The 18284-nt window shown below is 41.3% G+C and carries 22 protein-coding genes; 11 read left to right on the plus strand and 11 right to left on the minus strand.

The window, feature by feature from the left end; translation table 11 throughout:
• Nucleotides 1-124 precede the first annotated feature (124 nt).
• Nucleotides 125-1525, plus strand: coding sequence for a Na+/H+ antiporter NhaC (nhaC, locus tag HF078_RS02960; protein ID WP_169289765.1), 1401 nt, complete (start codon nt 125-127; stop codon nt 1523-1525).
• Nucleotides 1526-2070: 545 nt separating this feature from the next.
• Here the strand turns inward: nhaC and HF078_RS02965 are convergent.
• From HF078_RS02965 to HF078_RS02990, 6 genes are all read right to left on the minus strand, one after another.
• Nucleotides 2071-3579, minus strand: a complete 1509-nt coding sequence (locus HF078_RS02965) for a gluconokinase (protein WP_169289766.1) — start codon at nt 3577-3579, stop codon at nt 2071-2073.
• Between the two features lie 341 nt (nt 3580-3920).
• A complete protein-coding gene (locus tag HF078_RS02970) occupies nt 3921-4118 on the minus strand; it encodes a YfhD family protein (protein ID WP_088017384.1) in 198 nt (65 codons plus the stop codon).
• Between the two features lie 415 nt (nt 4119-4533).
• Nucleotides 4534-4656, minus strand: coding sequence for a YfhE family protein (locus tag HF078_RS02975; RefSeq protein ID WP_168863390.1), 123 nt, complete (start codon nt 4654-4656; stop codon nt 4534-4536).
• A 103-nt stretch (nt 4657-4759) separates the two neighbouring features.
• A complete protein-coding gene (locus HF078_RS02980) occupies nt 4760-5323 on the minus strand; it encodes a GNAT family N-acetyltransferase (RefSeq protein WP_060666546.1) in 564 nt (187 codons plus the stop codon).
• Between the two features lie 234 nt (nt 5324-5557).
• Nucleotides 5558-6685, minus strand: coding sequence for an amidohydrolase (locus tag HF078_RS02985; RefSeq protein WP_169289767.1), 1128 nt, complete (start codon nt 6683-6685; stop codon nt 5558-5560).
• 23 nt (nt 6686-6708) lie between these two features.
• Nucleotides 6709-7620: a TIGR01777 family oxidoreductase gene (locus HF078_RS02990; protein WP_169289768.1), complete on the minus strand. Its 912-nt coding sequence runs from the start codon at nt 7618-7620 to the stop codon at nt 6709-6711.
• Nucleotides 7621-7728: 108 nt separating this feature from the next.
• Between HF078_RS02990 and recX the strand changes: the two genes are divergently transcribed.
• The gene (recX, locus tag HF078_RS02995; protein ID WP_169289769.1) at nt 7729-8529 is read left to right on the plus strand and encodes a recombination regulator RecX; all 801 of its coding nucleotides are present in this window, start codon (nt 7729-7731) and stop codon (nt 8527-8529) included.
• 204 nt (nt 8530-8733) lie between these two features.
• Here the strand turns inward: recX and HF078_RS03000 are convergent, their stop codons facing one another.
• Nucleotides 8734-9393 carry an SDR family NAD(P)-dependent oxidoreductase gene (locus HF078_RS03000; RefSeq protein ID WP_169289770.1) on the minus strand — a complete coding sequence of 220 codons (660 nt, stop codon included), beginning with the start codon at nt 9391-9393 and terminating at the stop codon, nt 8734-8736.
• 84 nt (nt 9394-9477) lie between these two features.
• On the opposite strand from HF078_RS03000, the gene HF078_RS03005 reads away from it, so the two are divergent.
• Complete coding sequence (locus HF078_RS03005; protein WP_346775304.1) at nt 9478-9822, plus strand: YfhH family protein; 345 nt, start codon at nt 9478-9480, stop codon at nt 9820-9822.
• A gap of 24 nt (nt 9823-9846) precedes the next feature.
• On the opposite strand, the gene HF078_RS03010 is transcribed toward HF078_RS03005, so the two are convergent.
• On the minus strand, nt 9847-10017 hold the full coding sequence (locus HF078_RS03010) for a YpzG family protein (protein ID WP_010198993.1): 171 nt from the start codon (nt 10015-10017) through the stop codon (nt 9847-9849).
• An 84-nt stretch (nt 10018-10101) separates the two neighbouring features.
• Complete coding sequence (locus tag HF078_RS03015) at nt 10102-10266, minus strand: small, acid-soluble spore protein K (protein ID WP_010198995.1); 165 nt, start codon at nt 10264-10266, stop codon at nt 10102-10104.
• Between the two features lie 131 nt (nt 10267-10397).
• Between HF078_RS03015 and HF078_RS03020 the strand changes: the two genes are divergently transcribed.
• Nucleotides 10398-10667 (plus strand): YfhJ family protein, encoded by a 270-nt coding sequence (locus HF078_RS03020; protein ID WP_168863395.1) that lies wholly within the window; start codon nt 10398-10400, stop codon nt 10665-10667.
• A gap of 32 nt (nt 10668-10699) precedes the next feature.
• Here HF078_RS03020 and HF078_RS03025 read toward each other — a convergent pair whose 3' ends face one another.
• Nucleotides 10700-11686 (minus strand): metal-dependent hydrolase, encoded by a 987-nt coding sequence (locus HF078_RS03025; protein ID WP_169289771.1) that lies wholly within the window; start codon nt 11684-11686, stop codon nt 10700-10702.
• 83 nt (nt 11687-11769) lie between these two features.
• Here HF078_RS03025 and HF078_RS03030 point away from each other — a divergent pair, with 83 nt between their 5' ends.
• Together HF078_RS03030 and mutY are read left to right on the plus strand one after the other, a co-directional pair.
• Complete coding sequence (locus HF078_RS03030; RefSeq protein WP_169289772.1) at nt 11770-12087, plus strand: hypothetical protein; 318 nt, start codon at nt 11770-11772, stop codon at nt 12085-12087.
• Nucleotides 12088-12104: 17 nt separating this feature from the next.
• Nucleotides 12105-13211: an A/G-specific adenine glycosylase gene (gene mutY, locus HF078_RS03035; RefSeq protein WP_169289773.1), complete on the plus strand. Its 1107-nt coding sequence runs from the start codon at nt 12105-12107 to the stop codon at nt 13209-13211.
• A gap of 43 nt (nt 13212-13254) precedes the next feature.
• Here mutY and HF078_RS03040 read toward each other — a convergent pair whose 3' ends face one another.
• On the minus strand, nt 13255-13479 hold the full coding sequence (locus HF078_RS03040; protein WP_168863399.1) for a hypothetical protein: 225 nt from the start codon (nt 13477-13479) through the stop codon (nt 13255-13257).
• A gap of 110 nt (nt 13480-13589) precedes the next feature.
• Between HF078_RS03040 and fabL the strand changes: the two genes are divergently transcribed.
• The 5 genes from fabL (at nt 13590) to HF078_RS03065 (ending at nt 18029) form a co-directional block, all read left to right on the plus strand.
• Nucleotides 13590-14339 carry an enoyl-[acyl-carrier-protein] reductase FabL gene (gene fabL, locus HF078_RS03045; protein ID WP_169289774.1) on the plus strand — a complete coding sequence of 250 codons (750 nt, stop codon included), beginning with the start codon at nt 13590-13592 and terminating at the stop codon, nt 14337-14339.
• An 83-nt stretch (nt 14340-14422) separates the two neighbouring features.
• Nucleotides 14423-14626 carry a gamma-type small acid-soluble spore protein gene (locus HF078_RS03050; protein WP_169289775.1) on the plus strand — a complete coding sequence of 68 codons (204 nt, stop codon included), beginning with the start codon at nt 14423-14425 and terminating at the stop codon, nt 14624-14626.
• Between the two features lie 300 nt (nt 14627-14926).
• On the plus strand, nt 14927-15178 hold the full coding sequence (locus HF078_RS03055; RefSeq protein WP_169289776.1) for a YgaB family protein: 252 nt from the start codon (nt 14927-14929) through the stop codon (nt 15176-15178).
• Nucleotides 15179-15347: 169 nt separating this feature from the next.
• Nucleotides 15348-15878, plus strand: a complete 531-nt coding sequence (gene ntdP, locus HF078_RS03060; protein WP_169289777.1) for a nucleoside tri-diphosphate phosphatase — start codon at nt 15348-15350, stop codon at nt 15876-15878.
• Between the two features lie 405 nt (nt 15879-16283).
• A complete protein-coding gene (locus HF078_RS03065) occupies nt 16284-18029 on the plus strand; it encodes an ABC transporter ATP-binding protein (protein WP_169289778.1) in 1746 nt (581 codons plus the stop codon).
• The last annotated feature ends 255 nt before the right edge of the window (nt 18030-18284 follow it).

Genomic DNA, 18284 nt, shown 5'->3' on the forward strand with positions numbered 1-18284 from the left:
CAATTTACATGTTGCCAATTAGGGTGGTACCGCGGAGCTTCTTCGTCCCTTACTTTAGGGATGAGGAAGCTTTTTTGGTGCAAATTAACAGGTAGGCAAACTTACTTTTTTTGGAGGGAACATCATGGAGCAGCAAATACAAAAAGAAAAAATAAACATTAGCGGCCTTGCAGCTCTTAGTTTGATTAGCAGCATCATCGCAATCATTTCTATATCATTATTTATTTTTAAGGCAGAGCCTCATATACCGATTTTTGCGAGTATCATGGTATTAATTTTATTTTCCTTAATTAAAGGACATTCTTGGGACTTTATTGAAACTGGATTAAAAAATGGTTTAAAAGAAGGTCTTACGCCGATTTTATTATTTATTCTCATTGGAATTTTAATTGGGGTGTGGATGCTGGCTGGTACAATACCAACATTCATCTACTATGGAGGTCAGCTCATTTCCGCACAATTTTTCCTTCCTAGTGTGTTTATCATTACCGCAATCATCGGGATTAGCATTGGTAGCTCTTTTACTACGGCTGCAACGGTGGGAGTTGCGTTTATCGCGCTTGGGACAGGCATGGGATTTAACCCGGCTATAGTGGCAGGAGCCATTATTTCAGGGGCTCTATTAGGGGATAAAATGTCTCCTCTTTCAGATACCACGAATATTGCTTCTGCGGTATGCAAGGTCGATTTGTTTGATCATATCCGCCATATGTTATGGACAACCATTCCTGCAACGATTTTTTGCTTGGTGGTATTTGGACTTTTCTCAACTGGTACCGGTGGTGGGCAGATAGGGGATTTTGCAGAGTTGCCTAAGGTATTAAAAGAAGAAGGCATGGTCAGCATTTGGGCATTAATACCGGCTGTTGTCATGTTTGGAGTGGCCCTTAAACGTGTACCTGCAATTTTTGTCATGATGGTCGGCATTATCGTTGGTGCAGTGATGGCATTCGTTCTTCAACCTGGCGTTCAAGTTGGCCAACTTATGGATGTTATGCAAAATGGATATACCGGAGCAACAGGCGACGAAGCGATAGACAGCATATTGACAAAAGGTGGAATCCAAAGCATGATGTGGTCGGTATCCCTTGTGTTACTTACCTTAAGCATGGGTGGATTGATTCAACAGCTGCGAGTGATGGAACGATTACTAGTTATGATCCAATCATTTGTATCGTCCACAGGAAAGCTGATTTTCGCTACGGTTGCAACAGCAATTGGAGTAAATGTAACGGTTGGTGAACAGTATATGTCCATCATATTAACCGGCCAAGCATTTGAAAAGGAATACGAAAAACAGGGAATTGCTCCTAAAAACTTGGCGAGAGTGTTAGAGGATGCGGGAACTGTTATCAATCCGTTAATTCCATATGGAGTAAGTGGTGTGTTCATGGCAGGGGTGCTTGAAGTGCCTGTGCTGGATTACTTACCGTTTGCCCTGTTTTGCTTAGTCAGTCCGGTATTAAGTCTGTTTTATGGGTTTACCGGAATTAGTATTAGGAAAAGAGAACAAGTTAAAGGGTAAGGTGATAAAAGAGCTAGCAGTCAACAGGACTGCTAGCTCTTTCTCTTAAATGATATAAAATTATATAATACGGTTGATTTCCGTTCCAGGCGCTTCGCTTGCCTGCGGGCGGTCCGTGAGCCTCCTCGGCTTGCGCCTGCGGGGTCTCACCAGTCCCTTCCTCCCGCGGGCGTCTGCGCGCCTTGCACTCCAATCAAACGGAAATTCCATTCAATGTACGATTAATAAAAAAGCACTCTCAATTAGTTAACTGTAAAACATAAAGAGTAAGTATTTATACTTTCCAGCTGAGGATTGGAGCAAAAGGCGAAGACTCCTCGAAAATGCTACGCATTTTCTTCGTGCGATGCATCGCTGCCGAAGCCTTCCTTGTCCTGAGGGAGATAGCGGTAGCTTGAGACCCCTCAAGCGTTGCGAGGAGGCACAAGCATCACCCCTAGGAAAGCGAAGCCATTTGCGGAAAGGAACAGCGGCGATTGAAGAATCGTCAAAAGTTTTTAACTTTAAAAGGAAAAGACGTATTTGCCCGATTATTCTTTTAATCGTCAATATTGCAACCGATCGATTTCTGCAAATAAGGGTTTATTTTTATTATAAAGCTCACGGTAGAGGTGGTAATATTCTTCATACATGGCCACATTACGAACAGTAGGCAATACCTCATGTTTAATTGGAATATATGATTTAATGGCTTCAAGGGACTCAACTTCTCCAAGTGCAAACATGCCAAACCAGGCAGCACCCCACGCAGTAGCATGGGTACTTTCCGGTAAGATGACCGTTTTGCGAAAAATATCTGCTGTCATCTGCACCCATAGAGGCGATTGAGCATAGCTACCACTAACCACCAGTTTTTTTGTAGGATGTGTGTTTTCGTGAAGTTTTTCATGAATCTCATACATGTTGAAGATAACACTTTCCATCACACTTCGAATCATGTCTGCACTAGTGTGCGAAAGGGTGAGCCCCATCCACCCTCCCTTTGCTTTAGCGTTCCATTTTGGTGCACGTTCTCCATTCAGATATGGCAGGAAAAATAGCCCGTTAGCTCCTGCGCTTGAAGTTGCAGCAAGTGCTTCAAGATCAGACACTTCTACCGTTTCCTTTTTTGTTAAGGAAGAGAATTGTCTTGCCAGCCATTGCATGAGAATCGTACCATTGTTGGTTGCACCGCCGACGATACGACTTTCTTTCGTAAACGCATATTGAAAGGTACGTTGTTCCACATCAATCGTTTTTTGGGTGGTGAATCTTCGAATAGCCCCACTGCTACCAATCGTTAATGCGGTTTCTCCTTCTTCCGTAGCTCCAACCCCAATATTTGCAAGCACACCGCCACTTGCCCCAATAATAATGGGGGTAGATGTATGTAGTAACATTTCTTGTGCGATATCAGCGGTAAGAGGGCCCGCTTGTGTGGTACAGGGAACCACTTTTGAGAGCTGAGACTCATTTACTCCAGCTATGGCAAGTGCTTCTTCATCCCAACGGAGTGTATGTATGTTGAATAGTCCGGTTGCAGAGGCGATAGAATAATCTACTTGCCACGTCTTGCACCATTTATATAAGATATATTCTTTTATAGAAACAAAGCGAGTTGCTTCATAGTACGGTGTATATTGATTCTCTTTCATCCAAACAAGCTTCACAAAAGGTGACATGGGATGAATAGGCGTACCAGTTTGCTCATATAAGTCTTGGCCATAAGACTCCTTCATAATGGCAGCCTGTGGATAGCTTCTGCCGTCAGCCCAAGTTATCATGGGGGAAATTGGTTCGTTATTATCACCGATACAGATCAAACTATGCATAGGAGCAGAAATACTGAGACCAATAATATCGTGGGGTGCGATTCTTAATTTCCTCATAGAAGTGGAGATGGCCAGACGTGCAGCACTCTCTATCTCCATGGGATTTTGTTCCGAATAACTAGGTTTTGGACGGTAGGTAGAATAGGCATGTTCTGACTCAGAGATCACCTCTCCATTTCTATTGAAAATGACAGATCTGGTTGTAGAGGTGCCAATATCTAATCCAATCATATAGTTACTCATTATGTGCCACACCCCGCTTTCTAATAGTACCTTTATTTTAATCGTTAGAGTACTTGATATCAATCAAATATAATTAGGTTGGAAAAGATTAGAATTATTTTAATATAGGTATTGGGTAATATAATTCTTAATGTTTTATGGTTCTAAAGTCATATTTATTTTCAGTTGTGCACAGTTGATTTCCTTGATAGACGGGATATACACATAGTTATCCACATTATCAACAACATTCTGAAAATTTATCCACATAAAATTATTCGGAATTTAGCGATTAATTTATATTAATATAAATTATAAAACCGGGCATGATCTTTTTGATCAAACCCGGCAAAATGGTGGAACTATCTAAAGGTATCTTTTTTACTGTTCCGTTTAATTCCAGCTGCTGATGCGCGAGCTTGTGCTTCTAGGATCTCATTGTCCGCATGTTGCTCGTTCGCGAATTCTGCATCTTGTGCAGCTTTTTTCATGTTCTTAGGTACTTGTGGAAGTGAAGATTTATTTTTTCCACCTGATTGATGTCCGCGTGAACGTCCCATTCGAAACCCTCCTAAGAATATGCGATAGACATAAGGTGCATGTGTCTGTTGCTCCTTTATGTCTTCTTAAATAGGTTAACCTGAGAAGAGGGCGGTGATGTGAGGGAGATGTTGGAGAGGAAGATGGTGGTGGTTCCGGAGGGAGATTAAAGTTTTATTAGGAAGTGGGATTTAGGGGGGATTTCACGAATCGCCCGTAATTTTGAAAAGTCGCCTGAAAAGTTTCGAAAATCGCCCGTATTTCTAAATAATCGCCCGTAAAAATTAATTTTCGCCCGTAAATTCAAAATATCGCCCGAAAACGTCCCATAATCGCCCGATTAAGTAAAACATAAAAAAACGTGCCTTCATCAAGATGCAAAGATGCAAGATGAATGAAGGCACGTTCGCTGTCAGACATATTTTCTAATTAGAACTATCGTCGTCTCTCCGTATATCCGCCAACTCGATCTGCCATTTTAAACTCACGAGAGTAGGTAACTTCCTGTGTTTTACTTAATGTTGTCTTTGCCTTTTCACGACGTTTTTTATCACTCATCAAGAACCCCTCCTTCACATTTGCATACCATCAGTTTTAACTAGAAAGTGGGAAAATATACTAAAAAACGCCTACCCCAAAACATTGGGCAGGCGTAAATTTATTATGCTTCCTTCAACTGATGCTCTTCATGCAGCACTTCGTGACCGGTGCGCAGTTTGTATAGAGTATATTGGTCGCGGGAGATTTCATAAAGATTGTAGATATCTTCTCCGCCGTTGATTTCATCCAGCAGGCTTTTGCGCGTTTCATTTGCCAAAACGACATAAGGTAGTTTCTCCGCTGCTTTCGTGGAACGAACATTTACTTTGCGGATGCGCATGAAAATGGATTTAATATCGAGTTCGTAAAACAGTTCCTCGAAGAATTGATCCTTTGCAGGCTGGTTGTAGCCTTTGCCATGGTATGGTTTGCCGAGCCAAGTGCCGAGAAATCCTGCTCCGTCTTGCACATCGAAGAGATTGATTGTTCCAATTGGAGTGCCCCACTCATCAAGAATGGTACGTGAAATCAATTCTCCGCGTTCTTCCGCTTCGATGGTTTGTTTTGTAAGGAAAAGAAACTCATCGTAGGAATACGCTTTATGACGCACAAAAGGGAAGACTTCAGGGTGCACCATTAACTCATAAAGAGTTTGAGATTCTTGGAAATCACGTTTTTTGAGCATGTCTAACCCTCCAATTGAGGGCAGAACTGTCACGTTCACGTGAAGACTGGCCCACCCTCGAAATTTTTTAAATTACAAAAAATTTCGGGGTGGGAATCGAACCCACTAGAACCAGATTAACTGGTGGCGCACCATTTGCCTTCCCTAACATTTAAACACAATTGTTAGTTGATTTAATTTTTGTTTACCTACGTATCATACTCGATTTCATTTAAAAAAGAAACAACTTTTTTGTTAATTTTTTTGGTAAATTATTTCACCTTCAACCATTGTCATGACAGGCTTTGCGAGGAATTGGAATGGGTGATGAGACCATAGTACCAAGTCGGCATCTTTCCCAGTTTCTATACTCCCCACCCGGTCAGAAACACTAAGGTTTTTAGCCGCGGTTATGGTTATTCCCTCTAGTGCTTTTTGTTCATCTAACCCTTCCCTCACTGCCAAAGCCGCACACATATTTAAGTATTGAACAGGGGTATATGGATGGTCTGTTGTGATGGAAACCTCCACGCCTGCTTCTGATAATGCCTGATAGGTTTTCCAGTTTTTGTTTTTTAATTCAATCTTTGATCTCCTTGTCATCGTTGGACCGACACAAACTTTCATGTTTCTGCCTCGCAACTCATTTGCAATAAGATGTCCTTCTGTACAATGCTCGATTGTAAATCGCAAATTGAATTCTTCTGCAAAACGGATGCCTGACATGATATCATCTGCCCTGTGAGCGTGGATGCGAACTGGAATCTTTTGCTCAAGAGCCATGATAATAGGCTTTACCCGCAGGTTTTCCGGGTTATCGTAATATTTTGCCTGATAAAAGGCTTCGCGAAGCATCCCCATAATGCCCATTCGGGTAATGGAATCCTTATTTCCCTGACTGTGAATTCGTTTAGGATTTTCACCAAAAGCGACCTTCAACCCAGCAGTTTCTTGAATAATCATTTTGGAAATGTTCACACCATGTGTTTTGATTACAGACGTTGTTCCTCCAATTACATTCGCGCTTCCTGGCATAACGTGAACAGTCGTGATTCCATACTGAATAGCATCCTGGAATCCAGGGTCAAAAGGATGGACCCCGTCTAGTGCACGTATATGGGGAGTTAATGGTTCAACTGTCTCATTAGCATCATTGCCTGCCCAACCAGTTCCTTCATCATATAAGCCAAGGTGGGTGTGCACATCGATAAATCCAGGAAATAAATATTTTTCGTTACATTCTATCACTTTCCCGTTTTCCGGTGCGGCTAATCCTTTGCCAATCGTCTTTATTTTTCCATTTTCAGTTATCACATCCGCATTATTTATCGGAGCTGATGTGATGGGATAAACTGTAGCGTTTCGGAACATTACTATACCCATAGAAGACTCCTAATTTTCTGTCATTACTTTGATTGTAATATGTCGGACAGAGCGTCATCAAGATGGGAAAATAAAAAATTATAGCCTTTATCTTCTAATTTTATCGGCAGCACCTTTTGGCCCTCCAACACGAGGACACTCATTTCTCCAAGGGCCGCCTTCAAAGCAAAACCAGGTGTCGGGAACCAGTGTGGTCGGCTCATTATTTTTCCAAGCGTTTTACCGAAGTCTTTCATTTGTTTCGGATGCGGTGCGACTACATTCACTGGTCCTTCTACCACTTTATTTTCCAAGCTAAAAGCAATAGCGCCAACTACATCTTTAATGTGCACCCAAGACATCCACTGTTCACCGGAGCCAATTTTTCCGCCAACGAACATTTTGTAAGGAAGCATCATTCTAGGTAGTGCACCTTCTTCTTTATCTAAAATAATCCCGAAACGTGTAAGCACCGTACGGACCCCTTCTGTCTTTACTTGCTCCGCTTCCTTTTCCCAAGCATAGACAGTAGAAGCAAGAAAATCAGATCCAGGAGTTGTGTCCGCCTCGGTGAATGTTTGAGCCTCTGAAGTCCCGTAAAAGCCAATGGCACTTGCATTCACCAACACTTCCGGTTTATTTTCCAACGAACCGATAATTCTATTAATTTCATTTGTTGAAGATATGCGACTCTCCACTATTTTCTTTTTCTGCTCTTCCGTCCAGCGACCGCTGTTGATGGACTCTCCGGCTAAATTTACGAACGCATCCATGCCATCTAAACTTGTTTCCGGAGTGGAAGATTCTTTTAGCCACTCTACATAGGTGACATTTTCTTTTTCCTTTTTATTCGAAGTATTTCGCGTTAAAATAAAGATGGAATGTCCTTTATCAATTAAATGGTCTGTCAGAGCTTGACCAACAAGCCCCGTACCGCCTGCAATGGCAATCTTCATCTATATCACCCTCCATAGAGAATATCTTACATACTATATTAGTTCTTTTCCCTAATTATCCTTTATTTAATACGGCGCAATGTGCTATGAAACGGAGTGAGAGCAATAATGGCTAAAATAACAAAAATATCGGTACAGCAAAAAAACAAGGAAAGATTCAATATCTTCTTGGATGAGGAATATGCGTTTGCTGTGTACGAAGCGACGCTATTGAAATTCCAGCTAGTAAAAGGAAGGGAACTAGATGAGCTGGATATAGAAGAAATTCTCTACAGCGATCAAATCAACAAAGCATATAATGCTGCGGTCCACTATCTATCTTTTCGAATGAGAACCGAAAAAGAAATAGAAGAGTATTTGAAGGAAAAAGAATATGAATTGTTCATTATTAAAGAAATAGTCGTAAGACTGCGGGAGCAGGGGTACTTGAATGACAGGGAATTCGCAAATGCATTTGTGAGGACTCAGGTGAACACTACCTTGAAGGGCCGGGGCGTCATGGAACAGGAATTGCTTGAAAAGGGTGTGAGTAAGGATATTATTGTAGAGGTGCTTGAATTGGAATATAGCCAAGAGAGAGAGCTTGAGCATGCGGTGAAGCTAGTGTTGAAATATGCACCAAAATATAAAAAAGACTCATTTAAAATCATGATTCAAAAAGTGGAGCAAGCTTTAGTGAGAAAGGGATATGCTTTTTCCGTCATCCAAACAGCTGTAGAAGAGGCGGAACTTGAGGAAGATACATCTGAAGAGTGGGAAGCAATTGTAAAACAAGCGGAAAAATACCACCGCAAGTACGCAGGTCTTGAGGGATACGAATATAAGATGAAGATGAAGGGCGCATTGTATAGAAAGGGATTTGGGATGGATCTTATAGACCGGTGGCTGGAGGAGAATGAGGCGAATTAATTTTAATCAAAGGATAAAAACAGCAAAATGGTAGAACATTCTTACTTAAGTGTACAAGTTTACTCGGGAAATGTATAAGAAAACCCGGGAAATGTAGAAGGTCTATTCAAAGAGGTAGAACAATTAACTCTAGAGATAGAAGTTACTATTCAATAAAAAAGCAGCCGCTTGGGACAGACTTCGTTCCTAGCGGCTGCTTTTTAGTCATATCTGTATCTCCAACTGATTATCCTGAGCAACAATCATCTCAGCTACTTCTCTAGGAGATTTCAACCTAGCCTTGTCCTTAATATGATCACTTTCATCCCAAAAAGGAGTGTCCATGCCGCCCATGTAGGTTGCAATCACATGCACTTTTCCTTCTAATTCTTTTTGCAGGCTTTCGGTAAAACCGCGGACTGCAAATTTACTTGCAACATAGACGCTTTCATTCACTTTTCCTTTTTGACCGGCAGTGGAGATAATGTTCATGATTTTGCTATTCTCCTGCTTTAACAAATGAGGAAGCAATTCTTTTGTCAAAATAATGGTCCCAAGTACGTTGGTCTGAATGGCTGTTTCAATCTCTCCATAATCTAAATTTGTTAACGGACCAAAGCAGCCTGCACCAGCATTGTTCAATAAGTAGTCGACAGTATGTTCGGAAATAATCTTACTTACCGTCTGTTTAACATTTTCTAAACTGCTAATATCCAACTGGTAGACGAAGGCCTGTGCTCCAAAAGTTAAAATTTCTTCTTTTACAGCTTCCAAGGGATCTAACCTTCTGCCAGTCAATATTATCGTGTGACCCTTTTTAGCGTATGAAAGTGCCAATTCCTTTCCGAGGCCTGTTCCGGCACCTGTGATCAGTATTGTTTTCATTCAAATCACCTTTTCATAATAGCTTTTTGTAATGTCAGAATCGTGCTATTCTTATTTTATATAGATTTTTTAGGGGGAAAGCAAGTGGAACAGGAAAAACGCTACAGTCAGATGACACCTCATGAGTTGCATCAGGAAATCGCCATGTTAAAAGAAAAGGCGCGAAAGGCGGAACAACTTGGTATTGTAAATGAGTTTGCAGTATTGGAACGCAAGATCACGATGGCAAAAGCTTATATGTTAGATCCAGAGGACTTCAAACCAGGAGATGTGTATGAAATTGAAGGTGATCCTGGTGTTCATTTTAAAGTAACCTATATGAACGGTGTTTTTGCATGGGGACATAGAATTCACGGCGATACTACTAGCAAGGAAGAAGAAGGATTGCCAATTTCCATGCTCATGAACGAAAAAAGCAAAGAAGCTTAAGGCTTCTTTGCTTTTTTGCGAGCTTTAAGATCTTTTTCTTGTTTGCACTTCTAAGATCTGGATATTCTGAGCTTGTTGCGTCTCACCGTTTACTTGACGGAACGAGTGCTTAGAATGGGCATTAGGCTGCGGAAACGGGTGGTCATTTAACGTAAAAGGATTACTGCGTGATGGCTTGTGATTTTGTTTTGCCATGATAACAACCTCCTATTAGTTAGGGTTTCGACATTCATAGCGGTAGATAACGCTATAACTACGAAAAAACCTTATTCACAAAGTTTAGAATGTATCTTCTTCTCTGGCACCAGAAGCACGCATGCGCTCCTGTGGATGCGTATTAATCGTTCCATTCGCACGCTTTGAAGCATATTCAGACTTTGCACGACCTTCCCCTTCAAACTTGTTGTCGTTGGGGTTTGGAAAGTTTCTCGCTTTGTTCCTCATGCGACTCGCCTCCTCGGTAAGTGGATGTTGGCTGAGTAGCCTAACATCTATCTTTAATATTGGATTTTAGATGTGATTATATGTAATGATAAGCATAGTGAAATTAAACCAAAACCGAACGGAGTGTTTTTATGGAGCAATATTTTGAACGACTGGCTGATCGTCTTATGGAAAAGAATTCTGCTTTACCTTATGATAAGGCGAGAACTTGGGTGGAACTTTTATGGGAAGATTTTGAGAGCTCCTATGCTAAGGCTGGATATGAATATAAGGGGAAGGACATGACAGAGAGAATGGTCATGCAAATCATTGACCGTCATGGAGATCGTCTTCATGAATTTTTTTCGAATAATCCCAAGTACAAGCATCTCTTGAATTCCGATGATCATTTGACACACTAAAAGACCGCTCGCCCATCGTTTGGGCGAGCGGTTTAGTCTATATTCGGAATGATGTCTAGTTTTGTTCGCAGCTTTTCTTCGCTGAAAATCCATCCTGTATACGAGCTAATAATATTCAGATTGTGATCAAGCTGTACAATGGCCACAAAAGGATAATAATCTTTGCTTCGGTATCTAAGGTCAATGAAACGGACCTCATAATGGTCATCGTATTCTTCCATCTCCCACCGGTATACAGGAGAGAAGGAAAGAAATGCGGAAACATTGTCGTCGAATTTTGCCGCTTCTATAATCGCGTTTTCAGGGAGCGGGACTTTTTCAAACGTATCGTGAATAAAGATTTGATACTTGACTGCCCTGGCGACGTAAAAATTATCTTTAGTAGTAATAGCTAAATGCCATTGGTTCCAATATAGTGTCGGTGAAATGATGGTTTGTTTCACACTTGGAATGATTTCTCGAACTTGTTGCAACACTTTTTGCTGCATTCGATATCGCAACACATAATAGGCAATTAATATGCCGTATATCGCCAGAAATGTGTATCCTGGGTGAAATCCAGCTCCCCATAGGACAAGTCCGGCAATATGAAAGCCGAATATTATGGGGTCAAAGGTATTAATAATTCCAAGTGCCACCCATCTTTTTGTAAAAGGACGGAGAGCCTGTGTCCCATAAGCGTTGAAAATGTCGACAAAAACATGAAGGATTACGGCAATAAATGTCCAAATCCATAAATATAGAAAATTAGCTTCTGGTATAAACAAATAAATCGCCGGTGCTATAAGAAGCGGCCAGAGGCACACTGCTGGAATGGAATGAGTAATCCCACGGTGATTTCTTATATATGTCGCATTATTTCTGAATTTCAAAATGGTGTCCGTGTCCGGAGCCTGTGAACCAATTACTGCTCCCATCATGATGGCTGTTGCTGTTTCAGGGCTACTAGCTACAAATGGATCAATGGTAGCCATGGATCCAATCGCTATACCCATTACAACATGTGTTCCAGTATCCAATGGTAGGCCTCCTTTCCGGCTTGTTAGAAAAACTGGCTCAATCTATTTTTATTTAGTCTGATGCAAAAGGGGTGTTTTCAAACATGATAACAAAACAGTTGCATATTTTCATTCAATATCCTATAAAGGAAACAGTGACTCTTCAATACGAAGAAACGATGCAGCGCGTTCTGCAAGCAATGAACCAAATGGGAGCAAATGAGTATCATTGGACAAAAGCTGGTTCTGAAAAAGGTGCCGCTTATTATCGTGAATCTTTTTTACTTCCTACTGAATCGCATTATTTTGCCATGAAAGCTTTGCGTGGTTCACAACAAAGCAATGTTTTTCATGAACTGTCCTCATATATTGATACTGAGGCAGGAACGGTTGAATATATAGGCTTGAAAATTTCTAGCTAATCACATGGAGGTTTATTTTGAAAAAAGAAAGTACTCATCACGAACGACTAGATGACTTTGATATATATGGTTTTCAAAATGATTTAATAACTTGGTTTGAACGGGAGCAACGAGATTTGCCATGGCGTAAGGATCAGGATCCCTATAAAGTATGGGTGTCAGAGATCATGCTCCAACAGACAAAAGTGGACACAGTTATCCCTTATTTTAATTCCTTTATTGAACAATTCCCAAACATCCAAAGCTTGGCTGAAGCAGAAGAGGACAGGGTGTTAAAGGCTTGGGAAGGTCTTGGTTACTACTCTCGTGCAAGAAATTTGCAAAGCGCGGTTAGGGAGGTCCATGAAAGCCATGGGGGCATTGTCCCGAATACGCCTAAGGAAATCGCCACATTAAAAGGAGTGGGGCCGTACACAACGGGAGCGATTCTTAGTATTGCGTATGGTGTTCCTGAACCTGCCGTGGACGGTAATGTTATGAGGGTATTATCTCGAATACTTTTGATAAAAGATGATATTGCCAAGCCTAAAACACGTAAAGTTTTTGAAGAAGTCATTCGGGATCTCATTTCAAAAGAGAACTCGTCCTTTTTTAATCAAGGATTGATGGAACTTGGTGCAATGGTCTGCACACCAACCTCACCATCTTGTTTGTTATGTCCGGTCCGCGAACATTGCCGTGCTTTTGCAGAGGGAGTTCAGCGGGAGCTTCCTGTAAAAACAAAAAAGAAGTCAACAAAGCAGGTAGCGCTAGTTGCAGGAATTCTCAAAGATAATGACGGACGTTTTCTAATTCATAAGAGGCCAAGCGAAGGTTTATTGGCAAACCTGTGGGAGTTCCCTAATTTTGTAAAAGTTGATGAGCTTGGAACGGCGAAGCAGCAGTTACAGCAACTGATGAAAACGGAATATGGTTTAAATATTACACCTGGCGAATATGTTTGCGATATTAAACACGTCTTCTCTCATTTAGTATGGGATGTAAATGTTTACGTTGGAAGCTGGGAAGGAGAGCTTCCAGTAGGAAGTGATCTTGTTGCAGTTACTGCAGAAGAAATGAAGGAGTATGCTTTTCCTGTTTCCCATCAGAACATGTGGAAGGAATACATTAAAACTGTAGATTGAAAAAATAAAGGATCAACCTTTATCGGTTGATCCTTTTGCGTGTTCAGTCATAACTTATTCTGGTTCCATGTGTCCAATCAGCTTCATGACGTTGAAATCCGCCACGCGCTTCAATTTCTTTCACAATCTCCATGTGAATGCTCTGACCCTCTGCATTTAAATAAGGGACCATTTGTTGCAAGGAATGGTGAAAGTAAGCCAGTTCGCTGTCTTTCCATTCTTTTTTGGAATGCATCGATAGTTCAGTCATATCCCGTCCAACGTACATAGCTTCTGCCTCCTTTATGGCATTGTTTATGCTGTTATTGTTTGATGAATCAATAAGGCTTATACTGAAAGATATTATATATAGTTTCCATACATAAAGGAGTAGAGAAAATGACAAACAAAGTGGCATTAGTAACGGGAAGCAGCCGTGGTATCGGAAAGAAAATTGCATTGGAATTGGCTAAAGACGGTTATAACATTGTCATCAACTATAATCGCAGTAAATCAGCGGCACAAGAAACAGCCGCCGAAATCGAAGCGCTAGGTGTAAAAGCACTGACTGTTAAAGCCAATGTTGGACAGCCGGAAAAGATTAAAGAGATGTTTGTGAAAATTGACGAAGAGTTTGGCCGTCTTGATCTATTGGTGAGTAACGCCGCATCAGGTGTACTGCGCCACGTGATGGAACTTGAAGAGTCTCATTGGGATTGGACGATGAATATTAACTCCAAGGCGTTGTTGTTTTTAGCGCAGGAGGCTGCAAAAAGAATGGAGAAGGTAGGCGGCGGTAAGATTGTAAGTATCAGCTCCCTAGGCTCCATCCGTTATTTGAAAAATTACACAACAGTTGGAGTGTCCAAGGCTGCTATTGAAGCATTGACACGTTATCTAGCAGTTGAGCTTGCAGATAAGAATATTGTGGTGAATGCAGTGTCAGGTGGGGCAGTGGATACGGATGCGTTGAAGCACTTCCCAAATAGAGAAGAGTTGCTTGAGGATGCAAAGAATAATACACCTGCTGGACGTATGGTGGAACCAGATGATCTTGTTAATTCGGTGTTATTCTTATTATCTGATAAGGCGAGCATGATTCGAGGACAAACAATTATCGTAGATGGTGGCAGGTCTTTACTCGTCTAAAATATACAGAAAATAATTTTTTATTTTTTTGTCATAGTTTCCTTCCGAAATGGTTATGTTAAATTTCGTGGAGGTGATAAACAATGGCAAACAACAACCAACAAAACCAAGCAGCTAAAACAGCTTCTGGTACAAGCATTCAACACGTGAAACAACAAAATGCTCAACAAAACCAACAACAACAATATGGTGCTGAGTATGCGAGCGAAACTAGCGCGCAACACGTGAAACAACAAAACGCTCAAGCTGCAGCGAAAAAGAACCAACAAAACCAACAACAACAATAATTAAGCAATAACACGAAGCACTCCTTATCAAACCGATAGGGAGTGCTTCTTCTTTGTGGAGAAAGAAATTCCTTCTGGGGTCTGACCCCTTTTTGTTCGTCAAAATTAGACAAATTCTTCAGTGGTAGATAGCCTTCGACGTTAGGGGTGATTTTCCTGTGGGGGTCTGACCCCTTTTGCAAATTTTTTTCCTCGACAAAACTTCCCTTAGCTCAACATATGTAGTCAAAGGGATTGGGAGGTGGGGGAAGAATGTTATGAGTAGAGGGTATGGTATTTGGTAAGGAGGAGGATTTTGTGGTGGATAGGTTTGATGTGGCGGTGGCGGAGCAGTTGAAGACGATGGATAGATTGTTGTTACTTCAGGGAAAGATTGAGCAAAATGAAAAGGTGATAGAACAGCTGGAGCAATTAAAGGAAGAAGCCGAAAAACTAAGAAAATTAAAAGATGACATAGCGAAGATGAAGGAAGAATTAGCAGAAATTCAATCCATTTTTGAAACGCAAACAGAAGAGGCAATTAAATCTTTTCACTTGCAGGAGTCTTTCTAATCGGTTAATTTCGGATGAAATCAGAGTTTTTTTAGAGCGGTGGAGCTATCTTCTTTTCATAAAGATGGCTCTTTTGTTTTAAAATCTCACGGGAACCGTTATAATAGTAGAAAATGGTTTGCTTTTAACTGAGAAGTGCGGGCATAAAATAGAAAGAAGGGGAAGAGGAATGGGTTGTCCCAAAGAAGGTGAAACAATACAAATACATAGCTATAAGCACAATGGAAACATTCACAGAGTGTGGGATGAAACGACTGTGCTTAAGGGGACGCAAAACCTTGTTATTGGTGGAAACGACAAAACCATTGTGACAGAGTCGGACGGTAGAACCTGGGTCACAAGAGAACCAGCAATTTGTTATTTTCATGGAAAGCATTGGTTCAATATCATCGGCATGATCAGAGAGGATGGGGTGTACTATTATTGCAATATCAGTTCACCATTTATAGCGGATGATGAAGCGTTGAAATACATAGATTATGACCTAGATATAAAAGTGTTTCCTGATATGACGTTTATTTTGCTTGATGAAGATGAGTACGAGAAACACCGTAAAGAAATGAACTACCCAGAGGTAATTGATAAAATCCTAAAGAGTAATGTCCAAACGTTGATTTCTTGGATCAGGCAGCGAAAAGGTCCGTTTGCTCCGGACTTTATTGATTTGTGGTACGAGCGCTACCTCACATACAGAGGATAGTTTCATGCAAAAGGCAACTGGTAACTTGATATGCCAGGCCTTTTTTGTTTTCTAGCTAATTATTGAGTGTTTCCAAGCTGCTTATTGTAGCACAGTGCGAAGACTCCTGAGGGAGATAGAGGTAGCTTGAGACCCCTGATGCGTTGGAAGCCACTGAATAACTGATAACGTGATTTTTTTATTGTTTCCAAGCTGGTGATTGTAGCAAATGGCGAAGACTCCTGAGGGAGTTAGCACTAAGTGGAGACCCCGCAGGCGTAGCCGAGGAGGCTCCAGCAGTGCCCCTAGGAAAGCGAAGCCATTTGCGGAGATCAACAGCGGGGTTTATAAGAAACATACATGTTTCAAATTGAAAAGCGGAAGCTAAAAAGAGAAGATAGCAGTCATCATTTGGGAGGAAGTCAATTGGATAGTATAAAACGGTACATGCAATTTGTGAAACCGTATCGGTGGCAAATTGTTGGTACCATACTTATAGGAATGCTGAAATTTGGGTTGCCATTATTAATTCCTTTATTATTGAAATACGTAGTCGATGACATATTGCTTGTAGACGGCCGCTCAGCAGAGGAGAAAACAAACGAGCTGCTTTTAATCATGGTCGCAATTTTTATAACCTTTTTGGTGTTAAGACCGCCGATTGAATACTACAGACAATATTTTGCACAATGGACAGGCAGCAAGGTCTTATATGATTTAAGGGATAAGTTGTTCGATCATATTCAAAGGCTGAGCTTGCGTTTTTATGCGAATAACCGGGCAGGGGAAGTTATTTCGAGGGTCATTCATGACGTGGAACAGACTAAAAATTTTGTTATCACCGGTTTGATGAACTTTTGGCTTGACCTTGCGACAATTTTGATAGTCATCGTAATTATGTTCCAAGTCGACATTACGTTGACACTTGTATCCATTATATTGTTCCCGTTTTATGGCTTCTCGATTAAATATTTCTACAGTCGTCTGCGTCACCTTACAAGGGTGCGTTCACAGGCGCTTGCAGAGGTACAAGGCCACTTGCATGAACGGGTACAAGGTATGCCTGTCATCCAAAGTATGGCGATTGAGGACTACGAGCAGGAGCAATTTAAAAAACAGAACACAAATTTTCTGCAAAAAGCATTGGATCATACTAGCTGGAATGCAAAAACTTTTGCAGTAGTTAATACCATTACGGATATTGCACCGCTTTTAGTAATCGGGTACGCGGGTTATCAGGTTATAAATCAGGGGCTGACAGTAGGGGAGATGGTCATGTTTGTAGCCTATATTGACCGCCTATACAACCCTTTGCGCCGATTGATTAACTCTTCGACAACCTTGACGCAATCTATTGCATCTATGGACCGGGTGTTTGAATTTGTAGATGAGAAATATGACATTACGGATAAGCCGAATGCCGTGGAATGTAAGACCGCACGCGGTGAAGTCAGCTTTGAAAATGTTTCTTTTAAATATGAAGAAAATGAAGAGTACGTTTTGAAGAATTTGTCGTTGCAAGTAATGGAGGGAGAAACCATTGCCCTAGTTGGGATGAGCGGTGGCGGGAAATCCACCTTGGTAAGCTTGTTGCCACGGTTCTATGATGTCACCGAAGGTAAAATCAAGCTTGATGGTGTGGACATTCGCGATGTCACCGTTCAGTCGTTACGGAAACAAATTGGGATTGTATTGCAGGACAGCATTTTGTTCAGTGATACCGTTCGCGAAAATATTGCTCTTGGGAAACCGGATGCAACCATGGATGAGATTATCGAAGCGGCCAAAGCGGCCAATGCGCATGATTTTATCTCAAGCTTGCCTGGTGGCTACGAAACGAAAGTGGGAGAGCGCGGTGTGAAGCTTTCTGGTGGCCAAAAACAGCGTGTCGCCATCGCGCGTGTATTCTTGAAGAATCCGCCAATCCTTGTTATGGATGAAGCAACATCTGCACTTGATCTTGAGAGTGAACATTTGATTCAAGAGTCACTGGAACGTTTGGCGGCCAACCGGACAACATTTGTTGTCGCTCACCGTCTATCTACGATTACGCATGCGAGCCGTATTGTGCTGCTTGAGCATGGTGAGATTGTAGAAGTCGGTTCCCATGAAGAATTAATGAGGAAAAAAGGTCACTATTATAATTTGTTTACGATACAAGAAATAAGTTAATTTATTGTGAGCCAACCTTTAGCGGAGGAACGTTTCTTTTTCTGCTGGAGGTTGGCTTTTTATGTTTGGGGGAGTTCTAGGGGGCTGAGCTGGATATCTAGCGATTGCGATTATTTATGGTTCTACCGTTTAGAGGTGACCTTCTACCATTTTTGGGAGAAGTTCTACAGTTTAGAGCCGACCTTCTACATTTCCCAAGCCACCTTCTACATTTAAGCGATTTTCCCCATAAAAAAAACACCTCCCCGCCTTTAG

The sequence above is a fragment of the Bacillus sp. RO2 genome, from assembly GCF_012911845.1.
In the GTDB taxonomy this organism is placed as follows: domain Bacteria; phylum Bacillota; class Bacilli; order Bacillales; family Bacillaceae_I; genus Sutcliffiella_A.